14 protein-coding genes and 1 riboswitch are annotated in these 17395 nt (G+C 63.2%); of the genes, 6 read left to right on the forward strand and 8 right to left on the reverse strand.

From position 1 onward, the window contains the following. Positions 1-7 precede the first annotated feature (7 nt). Positions 8-1234: an aromatic amino acid transporter gene (locus tag ACQRBR_RS04200; protein ID WP_006003889.1), complete on the reverse strand. Its 1227-nt coding sequence runs from the start codon at positions 1232-1234 to the stop codon at positions 8-10. Continuing rightward, positions 1231-2187, reverse strand: a complete 957-nt coding sequence (locus ACQRBR_RS04205; protein WP_303953471.1) for a bile acid:sodium symporter family protein — start codon at positions 2185-2187, stop codon at positions 1231-1233. Before ACQRBR_RS04205 ends, ACQRBR_RS04200 begins: the two co-directional genes overlap by 4 nt. Positions 2188-2438: 251 nt before the next feature. Between ACQRBR_RS04205 and ettA the strand changes: the two genes are divergently transcribed. The 6 genes from ettA (at position 2439) to nrdG (ending at position 11539) form a co-directional block, all read left to right on the forward strand. Further along, entirely contained in the window at positions 2439-4121 is a 1683-nt protein-coding gene (gene ettA / locus ACQRBR_RS04210) for an energy-dependent translational throttle protein EttA (protein WP_006003892.1), read from the forward strand. A gap of 294 nt (positions 4122-4415) precedes the next feature. Beyond that, positions 4416-6008, forward strand: coding sequence for a DUF4139 domain-containing protein (locus ACQRBR_RS04215; protein ID WP_427812379.1), 1593 nt, complete (start codon positions 4416-4418; stop codon positions 6006-6008). Between the two features lie 546 nt (positions 6009-6554). Further along, positions 6555-7856 carry a nickel-dependent lactate racemase gene (gene larA / locus ACQRBR_RS04220; RefSeq protein WP_427812380.1) on the forward strand — a complete coding sequence of 434 codons (1302 nt, stop codon included), beginning with the start codon at positions 6555-6557 and terminating at the stop codon, positions 7854-7856. A gap of 357 nt (positions 7857-8213) precedes the next feature. After that, positions 8214-8390: riboswitch (cobalamin riboswitch) on the forward strand. 196 nt (positions 8391-8586) lie between these two features. Beyond that, positions 8587-10842 carry an anaerobic ribonucleoside triphosphate reductase gene (locus ACQRBR_RS04225; RefSeq protein ID WP_303953463.1) on the forward strand — a complete coding sequence of 752 codons (2256 nt, stop codon included), beginning with the start codon at positions 8587-8589 and terminating at the stop codon, positions 10840-10842. Positions 10843-10881: 39 nt separating this feature from the next. Further along, positions 10882-11049: an anaerobic ribonucleoside-triphosphate reductase gene (gene nrdD, locus ACQRBR_RS04230; protein ID WP_006003899.1), complete on the forward strand. Its 168-nt coding sequence runs from the start codon at positions 10882-10884 to the stop codon at positions 11047-11049. Positions 11050-11068: 19 nt separating this feature from the next. Next, the gene (gene nrdG, locus ACQRBR_RS04235) at positions 11069-11539 is read left to right on the forward strand and encodes an anaerobic ribonucleoside-triphosphate reductase activating protein (protein WP_303880793.1); all 471 of its coding nucleotides are present in this window, start codon (positions 11069-11071) and stop codon (positions 11537-11539) included. A gap of 830 nt (positions 11540-12369) precedes the next feature. On the opposite strand, the gene nifS is transcribed toward nrdG, so the two are convergent. From nifS to ACQRBR_RS04265, 6 genes are all read right to left on the reverse strand, one after another. After that, the gene (nifS, locus tag ACQRBR_RS04240; protein WP_006003903.1) at positions 12370-13524 is read right to left on the reverse strand and encodes a cysteine desulfurase NifS; all 1155 of its coding nucleotides are present in this window, start codon (positions 13522-13524) and stop codon (positions 12370-12372) included. Positions 13525-13526: 2 nt separating this feature from the next. Next, entirely contained in the window at positions 13527-14369 is an 843-nt protein-coding gene (gene nifU, locus ACQRBR_RS04245; protein WP_040368928.1) for a Fe-S cluster assembly protein NifU, read from the reverse strand. Continuing rightward, positions 14353-14802 carry an RrF2 family transcriptional regulator gene (locus ACQRBR_RS04250; RefSeq protein ID WP_006003905.1) on the reverse strand — a complete coding sequence of 150 codons (450 nt, stop codon included), beginning with the start codon at positions 14800-14802 and terminating at the stop codon, positions 14353-14355. The genes nifU and ACQRBR_RS04250 overlap by 17 nt, the downstream gene beginning before the upstream one ends. Before the next feature lie 11 nt (positions 14803-14813). Beyond that, positions 14814-15740 carry a homoserine O-acetyltransferase MetA gene (metA, locus tag ACQRBR_RS04255; RefSeq protein ID WP_303880794.1) on the reverse strand — a complete coding sequence of 309 codons (927 nt, stop codon included), beginning with the start codon at positions 15738-15740 and terminating at the stop codon, positions 14814-14816. Between the two features lie 91 nt (positions 15741-15831). Beyond that, a complete protein-coding gene (locus tag ACQRBR_RS04260; RefSeq protein WP_303880795.1) occupies positions 15832-16557 on the reverse strand; it encodes an ATP-binding protein in 726 nt (241 codons plus the stop codon). A 6-nt stretch (positions 16558-16563) separates the two neighbouring features. Further along, the gene (locus ACQRBR_RS04265; RefSeq protein ID WP_427812382.1) at positions 16564-17226 is read right to left on the reverse strand and encodes an HAD family hydrolase; all 663 of its coding nucleotides are present in this window, start codon (positions 17224-17226) and stop codon (positions 16564-16566) included. Positions 17227-17395 lie beyond the last annotated feature (169 nt).

Genomic DNA, 17395 nt, shown 5'->3' on the forward strand with positions numbered 1-17395 from the left:
TTGGCTGCTACTTGAAGACAGGCAGCAGGTTGAAGACATACAGGGTATGGCAGACGGCCACGATGATGCCGTAGACCAACAGCAGGGGCACGGTGGTGGAACCGCCGGGCACACGGTACAGGCTGGCCTGGAACTTGCGGCGGCTGGCGCGCAGCAGCAGGGCGGGCACGATGACCGACCAGATGGAGGCCGCCAGACCGGCCCAGCCGATGGCGGGCAGGAAGCCGTCGGGCCAGATGATGCCGCCGATCATGGGCGGCACGAAGGTGATGAGCATGGTCTTGGTGCGGCCCAGGCGGCTGTTGTCGAAGCCGCACAGGTCGGCCATGTAGTCGAACAGGCCAAGGCCCGCGCCCAGGAAGGACGTGGCGATGGCGAACAGGGCAAAGGCCTCCAGCATCTTGAGGATGATGCCGCCCAGGCTGGTGCCGGAAGCGGCCACCAGATCGCCCACGTTGGTGATGTGCTTGAAGTCGTCACGCGGGATGATGCCGTCGGCGGCGGCGATCCAGACCACGTAGCAGAGCAGGGCGATGACCGTACCGATGCGCAGGCAGCTGTTGATGGTGCGGGCGTCCTTGCCCAGATATTTGATGAGGCTGGGCACCGAGGCGTGGAAGCAGAAGGAGGTCAGGTAGGTGGAGGCCGCGCCGAAGATGAAGATGAATTCGCCGCTCTGGCCGTCCAGGCCCAGCATGGAATCCAGGCGGGCCTGACCGATCATGCCGCCGATGGACAGCAGGAAGGTGATGACCATGCCGCCCATGAGGATGGCGGACAGACGGTCCACAGCCTTGGAGCTCCACCAGACACAGGCCGTGAGCAGGATGGTGAAGATCAGGCTGGTGAGGACACGGGGCGGCGTGATGCCCCAGCTGGACTGCAGGGCATGCTGGACCACGGAACCGCCGCTGCTGACGTAGGCATAGACCAGCGTGTAGAGCACGAAGGCCACGGAAAAGCCGTTGAGCACGCTCCAGAAGGAACCCAGCGTGTTCTGCACCAGGGTGTGCAGGCTGTCGCCGGGCTCGAACAGCAGGTTGACTTCAAGGATGGCCTGGCTGGCGCGCAGCATGCAGAACCAGGAAAGCAGCATGAGCACCATGGACCAGTTGAACCACATGCCGGCCGAGGTCATGGGCAGGGCCAGCATGCCCGCGCCGATGGCCGTACCGGCCACCATCATGGAACCGCCCAGAGTGCGTTGGAAACCCTCACCGAAAATGAACTTCATGAATCCTTCTCCCCGGAATCAGACGTTACGGGACGCGTTGCCCAGAAGTTGGAGAGCAGCGCGCCGGAAATGTTCTGCCAGACGCTGAACAGGGCGCCGGCAATGGCGGCGGCAGGCGTGAAATGCGCCAGCGCCAGGGCTGTGGCCAGCCCGGAATTCTGTGTGCCTATCTCTATGGCCAGGGCGCGGCGACGCGGCGGCGCAAAGCGCAGCCGGCAGGCGGCGAACCAGCCCACGGCCAGGCCAAGGAGGTTGTGGGCGATGACCGCCGCGAAGATGGCGGGCCCGGCCGAAAGGATGTTCTGCGCATTGACGGCGATGATGCCGGCGATGACCAGGGTGATGACCAGGGCCGAGGCCAGCGGCAGGAAGGGCATGAGCCTGTCCACCAGGCCGCGCTGGAAATGGTGCAGCAGCAGACCCAGCAGCACGGGCACCAGCACGATCTTGACGATGGACCAGAAAAGGCCGCCCATGTCCACCGGCACCCACACACCGCCCAGCAGCCAGGTCAGCGGCGGGGTCAGCAGCAGCGAGACCAGGGTGGCCGCTGCCGTCATGGCCACGGAAAAAGCCACGTCGCCGCGGGCGATGAAGGTCAGCACGTTGGAGGCAGTCCCGCCCGGGGCCGTGCCCACCAGGATCATGCCCATGGCCAGTTCCGGCGGCAGGGCGAACACATGGCACAGGGCAAAGGCCAGCAGCGGCATGCAGCCGAACTGCACCACCAGTCCCAGCCCCAGATCGCGGGGATGCCGCAGCACATGGCTGAAGTCCTGCCAGTGCAGGGTCATGCCCATGCCCAGCATGATGATGCCCAGCATGGCGGAAATATGCGGCGCCACCCAGGAAAAGATCCAGGGTTGCCACAGGGCCAGCGCCGAGAAGGCGATGATGATGACACCCATGAAGCGGGTCAGGGCGACACTGAGCCTGCGCAGAACCGACAGCATACGACCTCCTCCTTTGCGGACATGATGAACCATGCATCTTGGCAGACTCAGGGCGGCAAATCAAGCCGTTCATCCGGCCGCGGGAACAGACAAAATCCTCGGCCGGGGGCGTGGACAAAGGGACGTCGCTCACGCATCCCTGACGCCGGGCATGTTCCTGTGGCTGCGGCGCGTGCTTGAAATGTGGCGCAAGCCCGGCTAGACTGTACGCCCTGCCGGCCCGGCCGGCACACATCACTTTTGAGGATACTATGAGCAACGAACCGGACAAGATCATTTATTCCATGATCCGCGTGTCCAAGCGCCACGGCCAGAAAGAAGTGCTGAAGGACATCTCCCTTTCGTACTTCTACGGGGCCAAGATCGGCGTCCTGGGCCTCAACGGCGCGGGCAAGTCCAGCCTGCTGAAGATCCTGGCCGGTGTGGACGAAGCCTTTGACGGCAAGACCGTGCTGGCTCCCGGCTACACCATCGGCTACCTGGAACAGGAACCCCTGGCCGGGGAGACCCGTACCGTGCGCGAGGTGGTGGAAGAGGGTGTGAGCGAACTCATGGCCATCGCCAAGGAGTTCGAGGAAATCAATGCCCGTTTCGCCGAACCCATGGAACCTGAGGAGATGGACGCCCTCATCGAGCGTCAGGCCCAGGTGCAGGAACTGATGGACCACAAGGGCGTGTGGGATCTGGACGCCCGGCTGGAAATGGCCATGGACGCCCTGCGCTGCCCGCCGGCCGACATGACCGTGGACAAGATCTCCGGTGGCGAACGCCGCCGCGTGGCCCTGTGCCGCCTGCTGCTGCAGGCCCCGGACATCCTGCTGCTGGACGAACCCACCAACCATCTGGATGCCGAATCCGTGGCCTGGCTGGAGCGTTACCTCTCCACCTTCCCCGGTACGGTCATCGCCGTGACCCACGACCGTTACTTCCTGGACAACGTGGCCGGCTGGATCCTGGAACTGGACCGCGGCCGGGGCATCCCGTGGAAGGGCAACTACTCCTCCTGGCTGGAACAGAAGCAAAAGCGCCTGGCCAATGAGGAAAAGGCCGAAGCCGACCGCCAGAAGACCCTGGCCCGCGAACTGGAGTGGATCCGCATGTCGCCCAAGGGCCGCCACGCCAAGGGCAAGGCCCGCATCAACGCCTACGAGGCCATGCTCTCCCACGAGAGCGAGAAGCGCGCCCCGGATCTGGAGATCTACATTCCGCCGGGACCGCGTCTGGGCAAGAGCGTCATCGAGCTCACCGGCGTCAGCAAGAGCATGGGCGACCGTGTGCTGATGGAAGATGTCAACGCCATCATCCCGGCCGGTGCCATCGTGGGCATCATCGGCCCCAACGGCGCGGGCAAGACCACACTCTTCAAGATGCTGGTGGGTCAGGAACAGCCCGATACCGGCACCGTGAAGGTGGGCGATACCGTGCAGTTCGCCTATGTGGACCAGGGCCGCGAGTCCCTGGAGCCGGGCAAGAGCGTATACGACATCATCAGCGAAGGCCACGACACCATCAAGCTGGGCAGCCGCGAAGTCAACGCCCGTGCCTACTGCACGCGCTTCAACTTCCATGGTGCCGACCAGCAGAAAAAGGTGGACGTGCTTTCCGGTGGTGAGCGCAACCGTCTGCACCTGGCCCGGATGCTGAAATCCGGCGCCAACGTGCTGCTGCTCGACGAACCCACCAACGATATCGACGTCAACACCATGCGCGCCCTGGAAGACGCCCTGGACAACTTCGCCGGCTGCGTGCTGGTGGTGAGCCACGACCGCTGGTTCCTGGACCGCATCGCCACGCACATCATGGCCTTCGAGGGCGACTCCAGCGTCATCTTCTTCGAGGGCAACTTCAGCGAATACGAGGAAGACCGCAAGAAGCGTCTGGGCAAGGAAGCGGAGACCCCGCACCGGCCCAAGTTCCGCAAGCTGACCCGCTGATGTTCGCCGCGGCTGTCCCGTCGCTCCGTGCCCTTGCCGGCATGGGCGCGACGGGGCGGCCCGGCCCCGCCTTTCCTGCCTGCCCCGGGACGACCCGGCAGGCAGGGCTTTCCCGGAGGCACGGCATGGTGCCGTGTCCCCGTCCCGGCCGGGACGTCTTTCCCGGCCTTTCCCTCCGCCTTCCTGTCCGGGGCCCCGCCCCGGGATCCTTTTCCTCTCCCCGGCCTGGGCCCAGGCCGCCTGCCGTTCCCGGACAGGACGACATTACTGACTTGAAAAGTCAGGAACAGGATGATGAAACAAAAGACAACTGGACACCGTCGTATCCCTTCCCGCCTGCTGGGAGTCTCGCTCCTGCTGGCGGGCATGAGCCTTGTCCCCGTATCCGGGCCGGTCTGGGCCCGCGAAGGCGCCACCGCGGCCACGTTCGGCCTGGTGGACGAAGCGCCGCATACCTTCCTGCGCCCGAAGCAGGTCTCCCTCTTCCCCACCCACGCGCTGGTGCAGGGGGAAGAAGAACTGGAGGTCCGTGTGCGGGACGGCGTGGGGCGTGTGGAACTTTTCGTGCCCGAGAACGCCCGCAACCTGCAGTTCGATCTGGGGGACGTGCGTCTTGCCAGCTGGCGCAGCCGGGTGGCCCCGGCCGCCGTGGCCGATGGTGACGCCCGTCGCCGCCAGGATCTGCTGGCCCGCAAGCGTGCCGTGGAAGGGGAGCTGGAAGCCGTCTCGGCCCGTCTTGGCCTGTGGACGGCCCATGCCGGGGAACGGAGCTTGGAAGCTCTGGAAAAGCTGGATGCCCGCATGGCCGAAGTCATCCCACGCCTGCGTGAGCGTCAGGCCGCCCTGCAGCGCGAGCTGAAGACCATCAGCAATGTGCTGGCCAGCCTGCCGCGCGTGACGGAGAGCGGTCAGCTGGTGATCCTGCTGCTGGACGGCGCGCCGGCCGGGAAGATCCGTGTGCGCTACGCCTACACGCTGGACAACAGCGGCTGGGACCCCGTCTATGATCTGGATGCCCGGCCGGAAGAAGGCACCGTCCGCGTGCTCCTGACGGCCCGTCTGCGCCAGAACTCCGGCATGGACTGGCGCGGTTGTGACCTTTCCATCGTCTGGCAGGACGCCCGTCCGCTGGATGCGCCCGCCCTGCCTGTCTGGCGCGTGGATGATGGTCCGGTGCCGCGTCCTTACGCCCGGGCCGCTGCGGAATTCAAGGCCGCCCCTGTGGTGCTGGCCGCCCGGGCCGACAGCGCGCCCAACGCTCCCGCCTCTCCTGTGCCGGTGCTGGACAAGGGGACCTATGCCCGCTGGGATCTGGGGCGCGTGACCCTGCCGCAGGGGCAGGAACGCCTTGTGCTGCGACAGGAAGAATGGAAGGCCCCCTTGCAGTGGGTGGCCCGTCCTGACGAGCAGGGCAGCCCGGTGTGGCTGATGGTGGAACGGGCGCTGGACAGCACTCCCTGGCCTTCGGCCCAGGCCGAGTTCTCTGTGGACGGTCTGCCGGTGGGATCGGGGCGTTTCGTGCCCGAAGGCAATAAGGTGCGCCTCTATTTCGGGGTGGATCCCCGCGTGTCGGTGACCACCACCACGGACGACAAACGTCGCGGTGAGACCGGGATCATCGGCAAGCGCCAGACCTGGAGCTGGAACTGGACCTACACGGTGCACAATGCGCGTGCCCAGGCCGTGACGGTGCGTGTGGAGCGGCCCGAGCCCCTGCCCGTCAACAAGTCCGTGGAAGTGTCGCTGGACGGCACCCGGGCACAGAAGGGCGAGGATCACAGCCTGTTCTGGAAGGTGGAGGTGCCCGCGGGCGAGAGCCGCAGCATCAGCCACGGCGTGAACGTCAGCGCGCCGGCCGAGCTGGGCCTGAGCCCTGTGGCGCCGTAAAAGATTATTTGCTGTGAACCCCCGGTGTCGCCGTGGCGGCAGGAGGACGCGGAATACAGACAAGGGCGGGACATCCCGCCCTTTTTTCGTATCATCGCGGATTGTCCGCCGGGCAGGTAAGCTGGGAAAGCCCCGGTATGTCTGAAGGTGGGAGCAGGTCTGGTTTGCCGGGGAAGGCGGGGACGCTTTTTGTAAAAACTGTCCCCGCCTTCCCCCGGGCCCCCATCCACCCCTGAAAAAACTTTTGCTCAGGTCTGTCTGCCGGTCCCCGCCGCTGTCTGGAGAGGGGCAGGCGTGGATGTTGCGGGCTGTGTGGTTCGATCCCGTTTACCAAGGGCGGGAGAGGAGGGGGATCAATGGGCCGGGGCGAAGTCCGGCAGGCGGCACGGAATCAAAGCAGAGTGCTTGGTATGTGATATTTTATAAAATAAAATCGGAGGGTTCCCCGGATTTTTGGCTTGCGGCCCGCGGGCGAGGGGCCTATATTCGCGGACCTCTGCGGAGGTGTTCCGCTGTTTTCTGGCTTTAGAGGGAATGAGGTGCGTCATGTCAGAACATACGCTGCACTATGGTGATATTTCCTGGACCATGCCGGTGGCCGACAAGAACCTGGTGGCCGTGCTGGAGTCCAATCCTGTGTCCTTGCCGGTCATGGAACCGGATCAGGCCGTGCGTGAGGCCCTGCGCCATCCCATCGGTTCGCCTTGCCTGAAGGACATCGTCAACCCCGGCGAGAAGATCTGCCTGCTGGTACCCGATGTGACCCGCTTGTGGCAGTCGCCCGCGGTCTACGTCCACGTGATGGTGGAAGAGCTCAACGCCTGCGGTATCCCCGACAGCGACATCCTCATCGTCACGGCCACGGGCACGCATCGTGCCCACATGGGCGACGAGCAAACCCGCCTGCTGGGCGAGGACATCTGCCGCTGTATCCGCGTCATCGACCACGACTGCCGCGATACGGCCCATCTGGTGCACGTGGGCGATACCAGCCGCGGCACGCCGGTATGGTTCAACAGCTACGCCATGGCCTGTGACAAGATCATCATCACCTGCGGCGTGGTCTACCACTTCCTGGCGGGCTTCGGTGGCGGCGGCAAGATGCTGCTGCCCGGCATCGCCGGTTACGAGACCATCCAGCGCCACCACAAGCAGGCCCTGAACCCCGGTTTCGGCAACGGCACCAACGCCGACGTGCGCAGCGCCAACATGGCGGACACCAACATTTTCCATGCCGACATCTTCGAGGCCGCGGCCATGGCCCGGCCCTGCTTCGGCCTCAATGTGGTGGTCAATGACGATTACCGCATCATCAAGGCCTTTGCCGGTGACTGGGTCCAGTCCCATGCGGCGGCCTGCCGTCTGGTGGACAGCATGGAAGGCGTGACCATCCCCGAGCGTACCCCCCTGGTGGTGGCCAGCGCGGGCGGCTACCCCAAGGACATCAACCTTTACCAGACCATCAAGCTGCTGAGCAACGCCCTGAGCGCCGTGCAGCCTGGCGGGACCATGATCCTGCTTTCCCGCTGCTCCGAAGGCTTCGGCAACCCCGATGTGGAGACGCAGATCTGCGCCTACAGCGACATGCAGGCCCGTGAAAAGGCCCTGCGCGATACCTTCTCCATCGGCAGCTATGTGGGCTTCCTCTTTGCCGAGGCGGCCGAGAAACACAACCTCATCCTGGTGACGGACATGGATGCCGCCCTGTTCGGCAAGACGAAGATGCATGTCTGCCATACCTTGGACGAGGCCCTGGACAAGGCTCGCCATTTCCTGGGACAGGAGCTGGACGTGCGCACCATCATCATGCCGCACGGCGCCTCGACCCTGCCCAAGCTGGCGGTCTAGCGGCCACAGGCCGGCGCGGGCATCTTCGGGTACCCGCGCCGGTTGAACCATGGGTCCCCGCCGGATGCGCGGTCCGTACGCGGGCTGTGTCACCCGGCAGGGATCCTCTATCAGGGGAATCTGTTTCCCGGAGGAGAGCCCTTTTTTATGCAGAAAAGGGGGCTCCGGCAGGGCGGCAAGTTGTGAAAAACGACGCAGGCGGAGTGGTCTGCGGATTCAAAAATCCCGCCAGCCCAGAATTGGCGCGGACTTTGGCAAATTGCCTGTTTTGGCGCAGACTTGTGATTTTTTACAATTATTTCAAAATGTTGTAAAATACTTACAAAAACTCTGTGTTGACACGTGAGGCACCTTTTGCCATCTTGAGCGGGCAGAAGCGCTGCTACGAGCTTCATCGGGAATCCCGTGAGATCCGGGAGCGGACCCGCCGCCGTAAGTCGCAGAACCTGCTCCCCCCGTGTGCCACTGGCAACCGCCGGGAAGGCCGGGAGCAGGGTGACGAGCCGGAAGACCTGCTTCTGCCGCTTGTCCATGGGGACAGCCTCACGGCAACGGGTTTTTGCCGCTGGGAAGGGACGTCATGACACTCTGTCGCCGGGCGTCCGTATCTTTTTTCCACCTTTTTTCATGATTTTTCAGGGCCTGAGACCTCCCCTACAGGGAGGGTCTTTTGTGTTGACCCTAAAACGGGTCAGGAAAACAAATATCTTTGGATCTGGAGCAGGAAAACATGCTTGCGAGCATCATCAAGCGGGACGGGACCGAGGTCGCCTTTGATTCCGTCAAGATTCTCAATGCCATTACCAAGGCCAACAAGGCGTCCGGCGAGGACATGTCCCCCACGGATCTCCTGTTCGTCACCGAAAAGGTCTGCCGCAAGCTCGAAGCCCAAAACCTCCGCCATGTGGAAGAGATCCAGGACGTGGTGGAAGAGACCCTGATCCAGTACGATTACGCCAAGACCGCCAAGGCCTACATCCTGTACCGCGCCGAGCACACCAAGCGCCGCAACGCGGAATCCTACCTGATGGAGATCTACAAGACCCTGACCTACGCGCCTGCCATCGAAGAAGACATCAAGCGCGAGAACGCCAACATCGACGGCGATACGGCCATGGGCACCATGCTCAAGTACGGTTCCGAAGGGGCCAAGTATTTCACCGACAACTACGTCCTGCCCAAGGACGCCTCGGCCGCGCACATCAACGGTGACATCCATATCCATGACAAGGATTTCTACATGCTCACCGAGACCTGTTGCCAGATCGACCTGATCCCGCTGTTCCGCAACGGGTTCTCCACCGGTCACGGCCATCTGCGCGAGCCCAATTCCATCGAGAGCTATTCCGCCCTGGCCTGTATCGCCATCCAGGCCAACCAGAACGAGATGCACGGCGGCCAGAGCGTGCCGCACTTCGATTACGCCATGGCCGGCGGCGTGGCCAAGACCTTCCGCAAGGAATACCGCCACGCCTTCACCGCCTTCGTGCGCATCAGGACCGGCATGGATGCCGCCCAGGCCGAAGAATTCAGCCAGCAGATCCTGCTGCCCGTGATGCCCGCCATCCGCATGGCCGATGTGGACGAACTGGGCAAGCGCATGGAAGGCCTGGTGGCCGAGAACGAGCGCGAGCTGGTGCGTGCCGCCCATGCCTACGCCGCCGAGGAAGCCCTGCGCATCACCGACCGCCGCACCTACCAGGCCATGGAAGCCTTTGTGCACAACCTGAACACCATGAATTCCCGCGCCGGTGCGCAGGTGCCCTTCAGCTCCGTCAACTACGGCACCGACACCTCCGCCGAAGGCCGCATGGTGGTGCGTAACCTGCTGCTGGCCACCCAGGCCGGTCTGGGCAGCGGTGAGACCTCCATCTTCCCGGTGCAGATCTTTAAGGTCAAGGAAGGCGTCAACTACAACGAAGGCGACCCCAACTACGACCTGTTCAAGATGGCCATCAAGACCTCGGCCATGCGCCTGTTCCCCAATTTCAGCTTCCTGGATGCGCCGTTCAACCTGCAGTACTACAAGCCCGGTGACTACAACAGCGAAGTGGCCTACATGGGCTGCCGTACCCGCGTGCTGGGCAACGTGTACGATCCCGACCGCCAGGTGACCTGCGGCCGCGGCAACCTGAGCTTCACGTCCATCAACCTGCCCCGCCTGGGCATCGAGGCCAAGGGCGATCTGGATCGCTTCTTCCAGCTGCTGGACGATCAGATCGACCTGGTGTTCCGCCAACTGCTGCACCGCTTCGACATCCAGTGCTCCAAGAAGGTGCGCAACTATCCCTTCCTGATGGGCAACGGCATCTGGCTGGATTCCGAAAAGCTGGACTGGGACGAGAGCGTGGCCGAAGTGCTCAAGCACGGCACCCTGACCGTGGGCTTCATCGGTCTGGCCGAGACCCTGGTGGCCCTGACCGGCAAGCATCACGGCGAGAGCGAAGAGTCCCAGAAGCTGGGCCTGCGCATCGTGGAACACATGCGCAAGCGCTGCGATGACGAAGCCGCCAAGACGCATCTGAACTTTACCCTGATCGCTACGCCTGCCGAAGGTCTGAGCGGCCGTTTCGTGGCCTTGGACCGCAAGAAGTACGGCGTCATCAAGGGCGTCACGGACCGGGAGTACTACACCAACTCCTTCCACGTGCCCGTGTATTTCCCCATCAAGGCCTTCCGCAAGATCGAGCTGGAAGCGCCCTACCACAGCTTCACCAATGCCGGTCATATCACCTATGTGGAGCTGGACGGCGATACCTGCAAGAACCTGGAAGCCTTTGAGACCATCATCCGTTTCATGCACGACAAGGGCGTGGGCTACGGATCCATCAACCATCCGCTGGACCGCGACCCTGTGTGCGGCTATGTGGGCGTCATCAACGGCCAGTGCCCCCGCTGCGGGCGCAAGGAGGGCGAGGCCGTGAGTCAGGAAACGCTCAAGATGCTGCGCCGCAAGTATCCGCACATGCCCAACTGCTGCCGTTAGTTTCCGTCACTTTTTACCCCAAGAGGAGGAGCCTGGACCATGCTGATGAAATCTGAACTGACCGAGACCAAAGCCGAAGTGAAAATGGTGGGCGAAGGCGTGGCTTTTGAACGCGTGCGCCGCATCACCGGCTATCTGGTGGGGACGCTTGACCGTTTCAACAACGCCAAGCGTGCCGAAGAACGCGACCGCGTCAAGCATGCCTAGGCTCCGCATAAGCGGTATTGTGGAAGAGTCCATCGTAGACGGTCCCGGACTGCGCTACGTGGTCTTCACCCAGGGCTGCCCCCATCATTGCCCGGGCTGCCACAATCCGCAGACCCATGACTTCGACGGCGGAGAGTTCCGGGATACGGACGACATCCTGCGTCAGTTCATGGAAAACCCCCTGTTGTCGGGCATCACGTTCTCCGGCGGTGAGCCTTTCGTCCAGGCCGAGCCCCTGTGCTACCTGGCCGATGCCGTGCACGCCGCCGGCAAGAACGTCTACGCCTACAGCGGCTACACCTGCGAGGAACTCTACAGCCTTGCCCAAAAGATCCCGGCCGTGGGCCGGTTGCTGGACAAGGTGGACGTGCTGGTGGACGGCCCCTATGTGGAAGCCCTGCGCGATCTGGAGCTGGATTTCCGCGGCAGCTCCAACCAGCGTGTCCTGGACAGGGCCGCCATCGAAGCCCTGCGCCCCGTGGAGGCGTGATCTTTACCGGGGGTTCAGCTGGGGGAAGGATGGGCGTTTTTTGTAAAAACTGCCCCTTCCTTCCCCCAGCCCCCTATCCAACCCCGAAAAAATTTTTTTCAGGTCTGTATGCCGGTCCCCGTCGTTGCGTGGTGGCAGCCGGCGTCGCAGCCCGTATGTCAAAAAGCCTGCCTTGCGCAGGCTTTTTTGTTTTGGGCGCTCACACCGGGGATACTCGGAATACAGGAGCGCAAGGACAGCTCGCGCCATGATGCAAGCCCGGATCAGGCATCCGCAGGAGAAGAGGAGGTGTCCCTGTGATGCGCTCCCCGGAGGCTTGGGGCGAACATCCCGGCATCCGAAACCGTTATGGCGCCGTTCGTCGTCAGATGCATGAAGGCCGGATGACGATCTGCCGTCAAAATGGGGACGTGAATTTTGTCGGAGTGCCGACTGGGGAAAAGGGCGTTTTTGTAAAAGCTGGCCTTTTTTCTCCCAGTCCCCCGTCCAATCCCAAAAACATTTTCCTCGGAACTGTGTACAGCCCCCCATCGTTGTGCGGTTGTGTCCGGCGTTGCAGCTCGTATGTCAAACGTCTGCCTTGTGCAGGCGTTTTGTTTTTGGGCACAACTTGGTCTTACAGGGGACTCGCCGAAAGAAAAAATGTCCGGATGCAACATCACAGACAGCGTGGGGGAGCATGCGCCTTCCAGAAGAAAGCCCTCCGGGCCTGCAGGCCAGGAGGGCTTTCTTCTGGAAATATGAGCGGTTTTTGAAGGAGGGAGGGGGGCAGGGGAGGGAGGAAATTTTTTTCCGCAAGGAAAAGTTCCCTCCCTCCCCGCATATCCTCGTTAGTTCTTGAAGGGCGAGATGGCGCGCAGGGTCTTGATGACCTGGGGCATGTTCTCGACCACGAAGTCGACCTCTTCTTCCGTGGTGTAGCGGGAAAGGGAGAGACGGACGGAGCCATGGGCGTAGGTGAAGGGCACGCCCATGGCGCGCAGCACATGGGAGGGTTCCAGGCTGCCGGAGGTGCAGGCGGAACCGGAGCTGGCGCAGATGCCCAGCTGATCCAGCATCAGCAGGATGGCTTCGCCTTCCACGTTCTTGAACGCGATGTTGGTGGTGTTGGGCAGGCGGTTCTCGGGATCGCCGTTGACCATGCAGTCAGGGATGGCAGCCAGCAGGCCCTGTTCCAGCTTGTCGCGCAGGCGGGCCACTTGGGTGCGTTCTTCCTGCATGTGCTGCCCGGCCAGCTGGGCGGCCATGCCCAGACCGACGATGTAGGGCACGTTCTCGGTACCGGCACGGCGGCCGCGTTCCTGGTGCCCGCCGCGCAGGAAGGGACGGAAGCGCACGCCCTTGCGCACATAGAGCACACCGATGCCCTTGGGCGCGTGCAGTTTGTGGCCGGACAGGGAAAGCATGGAGATGGGCTGCTTGCCAAGGTCGATGGCTTCCTTGCCCACGGCCTGCACGGCGTCGGTATGGAAGAGCACGCCCTTTTCGGCGGCCATCTCCGCCATGCGGCTGATGGGGAAGACGTTGCCCACTTCGTTGTTGGCGTACATGATGGAGACCAGCGCCGTGTCGTCGGACAGGGCGGCGGCGTATTCGTCCAGATCCAGACGGCCCTTGTTGTCCACGCCGAGCAGGGTCACGCGGTAGCCCTGGCGTTCCCAGTACTGGGCCACGTTGAGGATGGCGGGATGCTCCACGCGGGTGGTGATGAGGTGGCGCTTTTCGGGCTGGGTCTGCAGGGCGGACCAGATGGCGGCGTTGTCGCTTTCGGAACCGCAGGACGTGAAGATGATCTCGTCGGGATGGGCGCCCAGCAGGGCGGCCATGCGTTCGCGGGCTTCTTCCACGGCGCGGCCCACCTGGCCGCCGAAGGTGTGCATGCTGGACGGGTTGCCGTACAGGTCCGTGAGGTAGGGCAGCATGGCTTCCCGGACTTCGGGAGCCACGGCGGTGGTCGCGTTGTTATCGAGATAGATGGTCTTCATGGCTAGGCTTCCTCGACGACGATGTCGGCTTCCACATGTTCACGCAGGACACGTTCCACCAGGTTGCGGATGGTCACTTCGCTGGAGCGGCACTGGGCGCAGCGGCCGCGCAGGGACACGACCACGCGCTTGCCGTCCACGTCCACCAGCTCGATGTCGCCGCCGTCGGCGGCCAGCTGGGGACGGATCTCTTCTTCGATGGTCTTCATGACCAGCTGCATGCGCTGCACGTTGGTCATGCGGGGCTTGCTGACCGGGCGCAGTTCGGTGAGGGGCTTCTGCTTGAGCTCGGCGGCCAGGATCTCGGCGATCTGGTCCTGGCAATCACCGCAGGCGCCGCCGGCCTTGGTGTAGTTGGTGATCTCTTCCACGGTCTTGAGGCCGTTCTCGCGGATGGCGCGGATGATCTGGGCATCGGTGATGCCGAAGCACTTGCAGACCAGACGGCCTTCCTCATGGGCATGGGGCACGGGCGTCTCGCCCTTCCACTGGCGGATGGCGGCTTCCAGAGCTTCCTGGCCCATGACGGAGCAGTGCATCTTTTCCTTGGGCAGGCCGCCCAGGGCTTCGGCGATTTCCTTGTTGGTGAGCTTGAGGGCGTCTTCGGCCTTCATGCCCTTGACCATGTCGGTCAGCACGGAGCTGGAAGCGATGGCGCTGGCACAACCGAAGGTTTCGAAGCTGGCCTTTTCGATGATGCCTTCATCGTTGATCTTCAGATAGAGCTTGAGGGCGTCGCCACAGGCCAGGCTGCCCACTTCGCCGATGGCGTTGGCATCTTCCATGGGGCCGGCGTTATGCGGACGGAGAAAATGTTCATGGACGGCGTTAGTGTAGTTCCACATGATGTTCTCCCGGATCCTGGCAACAGGATCTTTCTGATTCGATGATGTTTTGCAGGGTCTGGTGGCGCAGGAAGTCGCGGACGTGTTCGTCCAGCTGATGCCAGAAGGCCCTGGTGGAGCAAAGCCCCTCGCGCTGGCAGACTTTGCCGCGTCCGAGGCAGGAAACGGGGGATATCTCGCCTTCCAGATGCAGGAAGACGTCCTCCATATTGATTTCTGACGGTGGTTTGGACAGGGCATAGCCCCCGCCGGAACCGCGTACGGCACGCAGGATGCCCAGCGGCTTGAGGGCGCGCACGATCTGTTCCAGATAGCCGGGGGAGATGGATTCCTCCTGGGCTACCTGCCCCAGCTGGAGCAGGGAGTTGTCGGGCTGGGCCGCCAAGCGCAGCAGGAAACGGAGACCGTAGCGGGTTCGGGTGGAAAACTTCATAGCAGCCTCGCTCAGGAGTTTTTGCCCTGCATGACGAAGTCGTAGGGGGTTTCCTGATAAACGTAGTAGTTGAGCCAGTTGTTGTAGAACAGATGGGCATGGGCCCGCCAGTTCATGCGCGGCAGCTGGCTGGGATCGTCATTGGGGTAATAGTGGCTGGGCACATGGGGATTCATACCGCGGGCCAGGTCACGGCGGTATTCCGCGTCCAGGGTCCCGCGGTCGTATTCCAGATGACCGGTCATGAAGACCTGGGAGTGATCCAGGCTTTCCACCAGGGTCAGGCCGGCCTCGTCGGATTCGGCCAGAATGCGCAGGTTGGGCGTCCGGCGTACGTCTTCGGCGCGAACTTCGGTGTGGCGCGAATGCGGCGCCGGGAAGTCGTCGTCGAAGCCGCGGAACAGGCGGCAGTCGGGGTGCAGGACCTGGTGGCGGAAGATGCCCGAACGCTTTTCAGGCAGTTCGTACTTGGGCACACCGTAAAAGTGGTACAGGGCGGCCTGGGCGGCCCAGCAGATGTAGAGCGTGGAGAAGACGTGCCCGTTGGCATAGGTCATGATGTCCAGCAGTTCCTGCCAGTAGTCCACCTGCTCGAAGGGCAGATGCTCCACGGGAGCCCCGGTGACGATCATGCCGTCGAAGCTGCGGTGGCGGATCTCGCTGAAGGTCTTGTAGAAACGCTCCAGATGCTGCAGGGGCGTATTCTTGGACTGATGCTCCGCCGTGCGCAGCAGGGTGATGTTGACCTGCAGGGGCGAGTTGCCCAGCAGGCGCAGCAGCTGTGTTTCGGTGGCGATCTTGGTGGGCATGAGGTTGACGATCACGATGTCCAGCGGACGGATGTCCTGGCGGACGGCGCGTTCGTCGGTCATGACAAAGATGTTTTCACTTTCCAGAGCGCTGCGTGCAGGCAGGTCGGCGGGAATCTGGATGGGCATGTTTTCCTCGTTGGTCAAGATGTGTTCCGGAATAAAACATAGTTGTCAGCTATGTTTTTGTCAAGGCTATTCCGGGATTTTTTGTAAGGATTTACCGGGGCAGGTGGACGGTGTGGCAATGCAGGGCGGCGTGGCTGCCGGCGGCTTCATGCGCCTGGCGGGCCAGATGTTCCAGCGCGGCACAGCAGGGAACGCTCATGCGCAGCAGGGTGACGCTGGCAGGCCGCATGGCGAACAGGCGGGCCAGACGTTCGGCATAGTCTCCGTTGTTGTCCAGCTTGGGGCAGGCAATAACAGGGATGCGGCCCTGCAGCCAGTCCGTATGCAGACCGGGCAGGACGAAGCCGGAGCATTGGGCGGCCAGCAGAACGTGGGCCCCGCTCAGGAAGGGCGCCTGGGGCGGCAGCAGGCGCAGCTGGATGGGCCAGCTGGGGGTGCGGGCACGCAGACTGTCGGGGATGTCGTTGTCGGCAGCGGAAAAGAGAGGCGTCAGGGCGGGAGCGCCAGCGGGTATGGTGCCGGGAGCAGCAAAGGTGCGGGGCCGGCTGCCGGGGCAGCCCTGCGGACGGGCCTGACCATCGCGGGCGGCCTTGGCGGCCAGGGCCGCTGCTTCGTCAAAGGCTTCGGCCTCGCGCATGACGATGCGCAGGGCACCACGGGGACAGTTCAGGCAGGCGCCCAGGCCGTCGCAGTAACTGTCGCGGATCAGGCGGGCCTTGCCGTCCACGACGGCAAGGGCACCTTCGGCGCAGTCCAGTACGCACTGGCCGCAGCCGTCGCATTTTTCTTCATCAATCTCGATAATGGGACGTTCCATAACACCTCAGGCTTTCAAAAGGATCTGTGCAAGTTCTTCGGCATCGGCGGCCACCACGTCCGCTCCGGCTGCCTGCACCTCGGCCGCGCCCCGGAAGCCCCAGGCTACGCCCACGGCTGTCATGCCCGCATTGCGGGCCGTCATCATGTCCACGTCGCTGTCGCCCACATAGGCGCAGTCCTGCGGAGTCACGCCCATGGATTCCGCCATCTGTAAAAGGACCGTGGGGTCGGGCTTGAGGGGGGCGTCATGGCGGCCGCCGCGCACCGCGTCGAAACGGATGCCGGGAAAATGCAGCGGGACCAGGGCACAGGTAAGGTCTTCCGGCTTGTTGGAAAGCACGGCCAGCCGGAGCCCGGCATCCTGCAGGCGGCCAAGGGCCGCGGCAAGGCCGGGGTAGGGCGTGGTATGGATGCTGAGGTGGGCGGCATAGTAGCGGCGCCCTTCTTCGGTCAGGGCATCCAGACGTTCCTGTGGGCCCTGGGACACCACGGACGCAGGCAGGGCCCGGCGCATGAGGATGGGGAAGCCGTTGCCGACCATCTGCCGGTAGGCGCTGACAGGATGGACAGGGTAGCCGTGGGCGGTAAGGACGGCATTGCAGGCGCCGCCGATGTCGGCAAGAGTGTCCAGCAGGGTTCCGTCCAGATCAAAAAAACAGGCTTTCATGTGACCTCCGAAAGATGGGCCGGGCTAGGGGGGGCCGTCAAGGCAGGACGCAGTATAGCTGCAAAATCATCCGGCGGCAAATGTCATGCCGTTTTCACAAGTCGTGGATAGCCTGCAAATTCTGGACATGGATACGGGCTGTTTGCTATTCTGGAGTCCGGTGGCGGAT

This window comes from Desulfovibrio sp. SGI.133 (assembly GCF_050313955.1).
GTDB lineage: Bacteria > Desulfobacterota > Desulfovibrionia > Desulfovibrionales > Desulfovibrionaceae > Desulfovibrio.

What these genes read in the sequence shown, in the direction of transcription:
- nrdD (WP_006003899.1), top strand. Translation starts at nt 10,882, where the DNA reads ATGCTGATGAAATCTGAACTGACCGAGACCAAAGCCGAAGTGAAAATG.
- nifS (WP_006003903.1), bottom strand. Translation starts at nt 13,524, where the DNA reads ATGAAGACCATCTATCTCGATAACAACGCGACCACCGCCGTGGCTCCC.
- ACQRBR_RS04260 (WP_303880795.1), bottom strand. Translation starts at nt 16,557, where the DNA reads ATGGAACGTCCCATTATCGAGATTGATGAAGAAAAATGCGACGGCTGC.
- ACQRBR_RS04205 (WP_303953471.1), bottom strand. Translation starts at nt 2,187, where the DNA reads ATGCTGTCGGTTCTGCGCAGGCTCAGTGTCGCCCTGACCCGCTTCATG.
- metA (WP_303880794.1), bottom strand. Translation starts at nt 15,740, where the DNA reads ATGCCCATCCAGATTCCCGCCGACCTGCCTGCACGCAGCGCTCTGGAA.
- nifU (WP_040368928.1), bottom strand. Translation starts at nt 14,369, where the DNA reads ATGTGGAACTACACTAACGCCGTCCATGAACATTTTCTCCGTCCGCAT.
- ACQRBR_RS04225 (WP_303953463.1), top strand. Translation starts at nt 8,587, where the DNA reads ATGCTTGCGAGCATCATCAAGCGGGACGGGACCGAGGTCGCCTTTGAT.
- ettA (WP_006003892.1), top strand. Translation starts at nt 2,439, where the DNA reads ATGAGCAACGAACCGGACAAGATCATTTATTCCATGATCCGCGTGTCC.
- ACQRBR_RS04215 (WP_427812379.1), top strand. Translation starts at nt 4,416, where the DNA reads ATGAAACAAAAGACAACTGGACACCGTCGTATCCCTTCCCGCCTGCTG.
- ACQRBR_RS04250 (WP_006003905.1), bottom strand. Translation starts at nt 14,802, where the DNA reads ATGAAGTTTTCCACCCGAACCCGCTACGGTCTCCGTTTCCTGCTGCGC.
- ACQRBR_RS04265 (WP_427812382.1), bottom strand. Translation starts at nt 17,226, where the DNA reads ATGAAAGCCTGTTTTTTTGATCTGGACGGAACCCTGCTGGACACTCTT.
- ACQRBR_RS04200 (WP_006003889.1), bottom strand. Translation starts at nt 1,234, where the DNA reads ATGAAGTTCATTTTCGGTGAGGGTTTCCAACGCACTCTGGGCGGTTCC.
- larA (WP_427812380.1), top strand. Translation starts at nt 6,555, where the DNA reads ATGTCAGAACATACGCTGCACTATGGTGATATTTCCTGGACCATGCCG.